The organism is Gemmata sp. (genome assembly GCF_051859125.1).
Taxonomy (GTDB): Bacteria; Planctomycetota; Planctomycetia; order Gemmatales; family Gemmataceae; genus Gemmata.
This window is the reverse complement of sequence record NZ_JBHYGG010000090.1, coordinates 65,688-74,128: the sequence shown is the minus strand read 5'-3', so window position 1 is coordinate 74,128 and position 8,441 is coordinate 65,688. Positions and strand designations below refer to the sequence as shown.

The following is an 8,441-nucleotide window of genomic DNA, read 5'->3' as shown; positions in this document are numbered from 1 at the left end:
GGTCTCGGGGGAGAGGTCGCCGCGAGTCTTCGAGCGGCGGGTGAGGGGGTGCCACGCGAACGTCTCTGAGATGTCAGGCGCACGTGCTTTCTCCGGACCGCACACTGCAGAAAGCGAGACTCCAATGCCTGAGCACCCCGTTCAATACCGCCTGCCGCCGGCCGCCCAGACGCGGCTCCAAGAACTGCTCGACCGCCAGGATGCCGGCACCCCGCTCACCGAGGCCGAGCGCGGTGAAGCGGAAGGTCTGGTCGAACTGGCCGAGCGCCTCTCCCTCCTGCGGCTCCGGTCCGAGGCGTGACCCTCGGCCAATAAAAACGCCGGCGTCCGCCGGCTGAAGAAGTCGCCTCCTGGATGTTGCCGCGGGTCAACTCACGCGGCGGTCGAAGTCGGGGATCTGCGTGAACGCGATCCGCGTCGGGGCGCCGGTCTCGTACCCGGTCATCGCGCCGAGGTGGATCACGCTCGCGCCGAACTCGGCGTTCACCGCGTCCATCGCCCGCGACGCCTCCGCGGCCCGGCGGTCCGCCTCGAACAGCGACGGCGTCGAACTCCGCGCCGGCCGCAGTTCCGACAGCACCATCCCGACCTTGAACGGCACCCGGCCCTTCGGTCGTTCGTCCCACAGCCGCGCGACCGCCCGCAGGATCGTGAGCGTGTCCTGGCAGTGCTGGAGCCGGCACCCGACGGCCCACCCGCCCCGGCCCCACCCGCCGCCGGCCGCGGGCTCGTCGGCGAAGCTCAGCCCGACCGAGACGGCCCCGGCCCAGTAGTCGATCTTCCGCATCCGGGCGGCGGCCTTGTGCGTGAGCCGCACCAGGATGCCGTACGCTCCGGCATCGGTCCGCAAATCGGGCGGGAGGACGTGCGAGTGGCTCACCGTCTGCCGGCGGCCGGGCGGTTCGAGCACGTCCTCGCCGCGGAGCGTCCGGTGCCACCGCCCGCCGAGCACCTTGCTCCCCCACACCTCGGACAGCGCCCGCACCGACAGCCCGCACAGTTGCTGGACCGAGAACACGCCGAACAGGTTGAGCCGCCGCTCCATCCGCGGGCCGATCCCGGGGAAGTCGCGGAGCGCCAGCCCGTACAGCGATTGCGGCACGTCGCCGTCGCCGAGGATGGTCAGCCCGTTCGGCTTCTTCATGTCGGCGGCCATCTTCGCGAGGGTGACGTTCGGCCCGACGCCGATCGAGCAGTGCATCTGGTCCCCGGCCCGCTCGTAGATCGCCTTCTTGATCCTGTGCGCCAGCGCCGCGGCCCGCTCGGGCCTGCGCTCGTCGCCGGTGAGCCGGCACGACATCTCGTCGATCGACATGACGCGGTCGACGGGCAGGACCGAGCCGAGCGCGTCGAGGACGCGGTTGTGCGTGACGACGTACCGCTTGTGGTCGGCCTCGACGCACACGAGCCCGGGGCACATCCGCCGGGCCTCCCACACGGGCGTGCCGGTCTCCACGCCGAACGCCTTGGCCTCGTAGCTCGCGGCGATGCACGCGGTCGTCTCGGCCCGCGTCGGGATCACCGCGACCGGCCGGCCGCGGAGCTTCGGGTCGTGCTGCTGCTCGCACGAGGCGAAGAAGGCGTTCATGTCGAGGAACAGGTATCGGATCGGCATCTCGCGGCCCCCGGGCGCATGGTGTACAGATTGCCACATCATGGTTGTGCGCAACGATCGCGGTTCGGGCAAACGACTTGTCGGAAAGTTTTGCCGGAAATGTGCGCCGGGCGGCCGCGGCACCAGAAGCCCCAGGGTTGACAACCGCGGCCCCAGCGGACCCAGGGTTGACACCCTGGGGCCCCAGCGGACCCAGGGTTGACACCCTGGGCTACGCACTGCCGCCCCCTTCGGGGGCTCAATGCCTTGAGGGGCCGCGGGTGCCAACCCTGGGGCCGCTCCTCCGGGTCCGAACACGGCCGCCGGCACGCCCCTCTATACTGACGGGAGGAGGGGAGCGCATGCCGCGGGTCGTTCTGGCGATGAGTGGGGGCGTCGATAGTTCCGCGTCGGCCGTGTTGCTCAAGCGACAGGGGTACGACGTCGTGGGCCTGTTTATGCGAACCGGGGTCCACGACCACGGGGCCGCCGACGCGCGCCGCGAGAACAAGAAGGGGTGCTGCTCCGCGATCGACGCCGGCGACGCCCGCCGCGTTGCGGACCGCCTCGACGTCCCGTTCTACGCGCTCGACTTCGAGGCCGAGTTCGGGAAGATCATCGACTACTTTGCCGACGAGTACGCCAGGGGCCGCACCCCGAACCCGTGCGTCGTGTGCAATACCTGGCTGAAGTTCGGCCAGCTCTGGACGTTCGCGAAGCAACTCGGGGCGGAGTTCATCGCAACGGGCCACTACGCCCGCGTGGTCGCCGGCCCGGACGGCCCGGAGCTGCACCGCGGGCTCGACCCGGAGAAGGACCAGAGCTACGTCCTGCACGGCATCAAGCGCGAGGTGCTGCCGCACCTGCTGTTCCCCGTCGGCGGGTTCACAAAGGCCGAGATCCGGGCGGTGGCACGCGAGGCGGCGCTGGTCGGGGTCGCCGAGAAGCCGGACAGCGTCGAGATCTGCTTCGTGCCGAGCGGGAACCACACCGACGTGGTGCGCTCGCGGCGGCCGGAGGTCGCAACGGCCGGGGTGATCGTCGAGCGGGACGGGAGCGTGCTGGGCGAGCACGACGGCATCGACCGGTTCACGATCGGGCAGCGGAAGGGGCTCGGCGTCGCGGCCGGGAAGAAGCGGTTCGTGCTGGAGATTTTGCCCGGGACGAACACCGTGGTCGTCGGCGACCCGGAAGAATTGCTAGCTACGGGGCTCATTGCGTCGCGGATCAACTGGCTAACCGACGTCCCGACGGGTCCGCTGCGGTGCGAGGCGAAGATCCGCTACCGGCACGCGGCGGTGCCCGCAACGGCGACGCCGACACCCGACGGCGGGGCCGAGGTCCGCTTCGACGCGCCGCAAACGGCCGTCACCCCCGGCCAGGCGGTCACGCTCTACAGCGGCCCCCGCGTGCTGGGCGGCGGCTGGATCGAGGCGGCGGCACGGGGGTAGGCGCGGCTCGCAGGAGAGGGATTTCCCCGACAGGGGCAGCCGTGTGCTCAGAGGCCCGATTCGAAGATGCCGGAGTCGCCGCCGGTCTCGAACCCGAGCCGCACGGAATCACGCACTTCTGCCCACTCGGCGGTCTCGCCGTTGAGCATCCAGGCGCGGCGGAGCTCGGCCTCGACCTCGGCGAACGACCACAGGTCGAACTCCTCGCGGGACCGTTTCCCGAGGCGAAAGGCCCGCCGCAGCACCTCCGGGGACGCGAACTCCGGGTTCGGAACGTGTTCGCCGCCCAACGCGATCTCTTCGACGCTATCGTCCCGCGGGCCGTCCACGGCGTCCATGAAGCCCCTTTGCCGCCTGCGAACGGGCGAACCGCTCGATTGAATGCAATCGGTGTGCCGGTGCCCTGGAACGGCACCCCGTTCGCAAGGTCTCACTACCGAGGTGCGGTCCGGGCGACAAGTGTCGCGGGCCGCAGAACACTCTCTCAAGGCCGAAACCATGCGAGCTTTTAGTCTGATCTTCCTGATCGTGGTCGTGGCGGTGCTGGGCGCGCTGGCCTACGAGAACAATTACCCGACGACGATCTCGGCGTGGCAGTGGAGCGGGAGCGTGCCGTTCCCGCTCGTCGTCGGGGTCACGTACCTGCTCGGGATGCTCACCGGCAGCCTGCTCGTCTCGGCGGTGCGGCGGTCGTGGTACCGCGTCTCCGAGATGAACCGGGCGGCGTAAGTCGCGAGAGAAGCGATGGCACGCGGGTGACGCGGACCGAAGGCAGGATGAAGAGGATCAGAGAAGGATTCGTTCTCGGAACCGGGTCCTGTCCGATCCGTGTTGAATCCGGCTTCGGTCCGCGTCACCCGTGTGCCACCGCTTCGATCCCGGCCGGGACTCACGACGGCGGTTCGGCGAGTTGCCTCGCGTCGAACCCGCGGGGCAACAGGTCCCGCACGGTGAGCCGCTCGGTGCGGCCGGCGAGGTTGGCCAGGACCACCTCGGCGTCCGGCGCGAACTCCCACAGGATCTGCCGGCACGCGCCGCACGGCGGGGTCAGCGCCGCGGTGTCGGCGACCACGGCCACCCGCGTGAAGCGCCGGAACCCGCGGGCCACCCCCGCGAACACCGCCACCCGCTCGGCGCACGTCGTCAGCCCGTAGCTGGCGCTCTCGACGTTGCACCCGGCGATCACGGTCCCGTCCTCGGTTTCGAGGGCCGCGCCCACCTGGAACTTCGAGTACGGGGCGAACGCCCGGGTGCGGGCCTCGGTCGCGGCGGCGACGAGCGGGTCGGGGGTCACGCGAGTTCCTCGATTACGAGCGGCGCCCGGGGCGGCGGTTCGTCGGCGATGGTGAACGACTCTTCGAGCAGCGGCAGCGCCGCCACGAGCCGGGCGGTCGAGCGGTACCGCACGTCGTAGACCGCTTCGGCGGCCCGGACCTGGTCGCCGGGCTTCGCCAAGCACACGATGCCGACCGCGTGGTCGACGCCGTCCTCGGCCCGCTCGCGGCCCCCGCCCAGGACCATCGACGCGACCCCGACGGCCCCGGCGACCATCTCGGTGACGTACCCGGAGCGGTGCGCGACCACCTGCATCGACCGCGGGGCGGTCGGGAGCCGGGTGTAGTCGTCGAGGGTCCGCGGGTCGCCGCCCTGGAACTCGATGCACCTGCGGAACACTTCGAGCCCGGCCCCGCTGTGGAGCGCCGTCCGCACCTTCTGCGTCGCCTCGTCGGCGTCGGCCGCGAGCCCCGCGAGTTGGACCATGCGGGCCGCGAGGAGCACCGACAGGTCGGTGAGGTCGGCCGGGCCGTTCCCCTTGAGCGTCTCGGCGGCCTCGATCACCTCCAGCGCGTTGCCGACGAGCCGCCCGAGCGGCGCGTCCATCGCGGTGATGAGCGCCGCGACCCGGAGCCCGTTGGCGGTGCCCACGCGGGTGAGCGACCCGGCGAGGTCCCGCGCGTCGGCGAGCGTCTTCATGAACGCGCCGTGCCCGCACTTCACGTCCATCACCAGCCCCGAGATCCCCTCGGCGAGCTTCTTGCTCAGGATCGACGCGGTGATGAGCGGGACGCTCTCGACGGTGGCGGTGACGTCTCGCATGGCGTACAGCGTCTTGTCGGCCGGGGCGACGTCGGACGTCTGGCCGATCATCCCGAGCCCGACGCGGCGCAGGGCCGAGCGGAACTCGGACGCGGACAGCCCGACGCGGAACCCGGGGATCGCCTCGAGCTTGTCGAGGGTGCCCCCGCTGTGCCCGAGCCCGCGGCCCGACATCATCGGCACCACCACCCCGCACGCGGCCGCGAGCGGGCCGAGGACCAGCGAGGTCTTGTCGCCGACGCCGCCGGTGCTGTGCTTGTCGACCTTCGGGCCGGGCACGTCGGACAGGTCGAGGACCGTGCCGGAGTCGGCCATCGCCCGGGTGAGGTGCGCCGTCTCCGCCGGCGACATGCCGCGGAGCAGCGTGGCCATGAGCAGGGCCGAGAGCTGGTACGGGGCCCACCCCTCGCCGGTCGTGGCCCCGCGGACGAACGAGTCGATCTGGGCGCGCGTGAGTTCGCCCCCGTCGCGCTTCGTGCGGATGACGTCCACCGCCCGCATGGGTGCCCCGTGGCTACTGGTGCGTGTCGAAGTTCTCCCGCCGGCCGCGAGAACGCGGAAGCGATGGCACGCGGAGGACGCGGATCAAAGCCGGGATGTAACACGGATCGAACAAGACCGGGTTCAGAGAACGAACTCTTCTCTGATCCTCTTCATCCCTTCTTTGATCCGCGTCCTCCGCGTGCCATCGCTTCGATTCGGGTGCCTCCGCTTCTGCCCCGCGCGGCGCTACCCCTGCGGGTTGCGGTTCGTCTTCTGGTACGGCAGGCGGACGCCGCGGAAGAACACGTCGTCGGCCCGGAGGAGCCCCAGGGGGACATCATACCCGGCCTGCCCCGCGATCGTCATCACGTCGTCCTGGTCCACGCCGTCGCCGCTGGCCCCGAACCCGCCGATCAGCACGGACCCGCGGTACAGGGGCGCGGCCCCGGGGAAGAACACGACCCCGCTCTGGTTCAGCGGGTTGGACGCGCTGTGGAAGTTGGTGCCGGGGTTGAACGCGTCGTACCCGACCACGCTCCGGTACGCCGACGCCGGGAGCCGCGGGCCGACCTGGACGCCGTTGATGAGGCTCGCGCCGCCGTCGTTGAGCTGCGAGAACGGGCCGGGGGGGGTGCCGTCGATCCCCTCCGGGTACCGCGGGCCGGACAGGAACCGGAACGTCCGCGACTCGAACGCGGTGCCGGCCGGGATTCCGGGCAACTGGTCGGCCGCCTGGAGCTTCGCCGCGTTCGCGTAGTACGCCACGTTGCGGGCCTTCGCCACCGCCACGTCGAGCGAGAACACGGTCGCGTCCGGCTCGCGGTACAGGCCGACGATGTTGCCGTTGCGGTCGGCGACGGCGAACACCATCTTCGTCCGCGACCCGAGCGGGAGCCGGATCGCGGCCCGGGTCAGGTTCGCCTGGTTGATCCCCTGGTTGATGGTCCGCACCACGTCGGCCGCGGTGACCCCGGCCCCGTCGTGCGGCGCCACGAGCCACCCCTCGGGCACGGGGAGCCCGCTGCGGACGCGGGTCGGGTCGCCCGCGACGAGGGGCTGGTTCGTGCCGTCGGTGGGCGAGCCGCGGCCGACCGAGGCGCCGACCTGCGCCACCACGCCGAGGCCGGCGTTGCCGCCGGGGCCGAAGATGTCGAGGGTGATGCCGACGAGGTCGATGCGGCCGCTGGGCAGCCCGAACCCCGCGGGCACCGGGACGCCGCCGAGCGTGCCGACGGGCAGCGTCGCCACGCCCCCGATGGACGTGGTCGCCCCGCCGACCGCCGCGAACGCGATCCACTCGGCCTCGAGCGTCCGGTCCGGCTTCGACGGGTCGTACAGCGCGCTCAGGGACGAGTTCGACGCGGTCGCGTACCCGGTGGCCCCGGGGAAGAACACGCCGATGCCGCCGACCGCCTGGCCGTTCTTGAAGATCGGGACGCCGCCGGGGAGGGTCGCGATCCCGCGGCCCACGGCGATCGGGATGCCGTTGGCGGTCCGCGGGGCCACGCCCGACTCGACGCCGTAGGAGTCGGGCTCGAACAGCCCCTGGCCCGGCGGCACGAACGCGGGGTCAATGTGGAACCGCTCGGCGAGCTTCACGTCGTCGGGCGTGCCGATGATCCGGTCCGGGCCGGGGGCGTAGGTGCCGAGCCGGTTGGTGTGCTCGATCTGGAAGAGGTCCACCATCGGGGTGTTCGGCACGTTCGGGGGGAAGTGGGCCTTGGTCCCGACCGGCGCGACGAACCCCGGCCCGCGGACCGTCGAGTTCGGGAACGGGATGCTCGGGTTCGACTCGACCTCGCGCTGGGTGATCGTGGACTGGCTGATGAACTGGACCGTGCGGCTGGTGAGCGGGGCCTGGTTGTTGCCGAAGAACGCGCCGGTGCGGGCCAGCGACACGGCCCCGTCGATGGCGAACACGAGCTGCCGCGGGGTGCCGGTGACCGCGGGCGACACCCCGCTCTCGACGCGCACGCCGAGGATGCGGCCGTTGCGGTCGGTGATTGCGATGATCGCGTCGGTGCTGGCCGAGGCCGCCGCGGCCCGCTGGAGCAGCGCGCCCACCTCCGCGGCCGTGAGCGTCTGCTGGCCCGTCGCGGCCGCGGCCGGGACCGGCGGCGCGCCCGAGAGCGTCCGGTCGGCGGGGTCGGCCGCCACCGTGTCGGTCGGCTTCACCTTGTAGAGCGCGTCGGCCCCGGGGCCGCCGTTGAACGCCACGGGCCCGGCCCCGCCGACGAGCGCGTCGGTGCCGGGGCCGCCGAGGAGCGTGGCCGGCCCGCCCCCGGCCGCGAGCCGGTCGTCGCCGAACCCGCCACCGAGGTTGACCGGCTGCGTGATCAGGTCGCTGACGGTGACGGTGTCGTTGCCGTCGCCGCCGCGGATGAAGATGTCGGTGACCGCGGCCGACGGGGCGACGCCGATGCGGGCGGCCCCGTCCAGGACGACGATGTTGCTGCCCTCGGGGACGAGGCGGATGCGGTTGTCCGCGGGGTCGCCGATGACGGTGAGGGTGCCGGCCGACAGCCACGCCGCGGCGGGGAGGCTGCGGTCCTCGAGGGCCTCACAGCGGAGGAGCGTTCGACGGTTCGCGGTAGACATGCGGGTGTGCTTTCCGAGGCCCGCGGGGGCGCGGGGTGCCACGTCCTGGCAGTCGGGCGAAGTGCCACGCGCCGGGAGGGCCGGCACGTACTTGAGTGTGGGGGCCGCGGGGCCGACCGTCAACCCACGTTGCGTGAGATTCGCGGCGCGACCGGCGCGCCTAAATTCAATCGCTCGGACGTCTTCGGGGGCGCACCCGTGCGGGATTCGCGATCGGA

Annotated in this window: 8 protein-coding genes; 3 read left to right on the top strand and 5 right to left on the bottom strand. The window is 72.0% G+C overall.

The annotated features are described in order from the left end of the window. Positions 1–124: 124 nt before the first annotated feature. Complete coding sequence (locus tag ACTIGN_RS10245) at positions 125–301, top strand: hypothetical protein (RefSeq protein WP_439623442.1); 177 nt, start codon at positions 125–127, stop codon at positions 299–301. Positions 302–367: 66 nt separating this feature from the next. Here ACTIGN_RS10245 and ACTIGN_RS10240 read toward each other — a convergent pair whose 3' ends face one another. Beyond that, positions 368–1,615 carry a DNA polymerase Y family protein gene (locus ACTIGN_RS10240; protein WP_439623440.1) on the bottom strand — a complete coding sequence of 416 codons (1,248 nt, stop codon included), beginning with the start codon at positions 1,613–1,615 and terminating at the stop codon, positions 368–370. A gap of 341 nt (positions 1,616–1,956) precedes the next feature. On the opposite strand from ACTIGN_RS10240, the gene mnmA reads away from it, so the two are divergent. Continuing rightward, positions 1,957–3,045: a tRNA 2-thiouridine(34) synthase MnmA gene (mnmA, locus tag ACTIGN_RS10235; RefSeq protein WP_439623438.1), complete on the top strand. Its 1,089-nt coding sequence runs from the start codon at positions 1,957–1,959 to the stop codon at positions 3,043–3,045. A 47-nt stretch (positions 3,046–3,092) separates the two neighbouring features. On the opposite strand, the gene ACTIGN_RS10230 is transcribed toward mnmA, so the two are convergent. Next, positions 3,093–3,383: a hypothetical protein gene (locus tag ACTIGN_RS10230; protein ID WP_439623436.1), complete on the bottom strand. Its 291-nt coding sequence runs from the start codon at positions 3,381–3,383 to the stop codon at positions 3,093–3,095. Between the two features lie 160 nt (positions 3,384–3,543). Between ACTIGN_RS10230 and ACTIGN_RS10225 the strand changes: the two genes are divergently transcribed. Continuing rightward, positions 3,544–3,774 (top strand): hypothetical protein, encoded by a 231-nt coding sequence (locus ACTIGN_RS10225; RefSeq protein ID WP_439623434.1) that lies wholly within the window; start codon positions 3,544–3,546, stop codon positions 3,772–3,774. A gap of 160 nt (positions 3,775–3,934) precedes the next feature. On the opposite strand, the gene cdd is transcribed toward ACTIGN_RS10225, so the two are convergent. From cdd to ACTIGN_RS10210, 3 genes are all read right to left on the bottom strand, one after another. Next, on the bottom strand, positions 3,935–4,339 hold the full coding sequence (cdd, locus tag ACTIGN_RS10220) for a cytidine deaminase (RefSeq protein WP_439623432.1): 405 nt from the start codon (positions 4,337–4,339) through the stop codon (positions 3,935–3,937). Beyond that, positions 4,336–5,643 carry a thymidine phosphorylase gene (locus ACTIGN_RS10215; protein WP_439623430.1) on the bottom strand — a complete coding sequence of 436 codons (1,308 nt, stop codon included), beginning with the start codon at positions 5,641–5,643 and terminating at the stop codon, positions 4,336–4,338. Before ACTIGN_RS10215 ends, cdd begins: the two co-directional genes overlap by 4 nt. A 228-nt stretch (positions 5,644–5,871) precedes the next feature. Continuing rightward, complete coding sequence (locus tag ACTIGN_RS10210; protein ID WP_439623428.1) at positions 5,872–8,223, bottom strand: hypothetical protein; 2,352 nt, start codon at positions 8,221–8,223, stop codon at positions 5,872–5,874. Positions 8,224–8,441 lie beyond the last annotated feature (218 nt).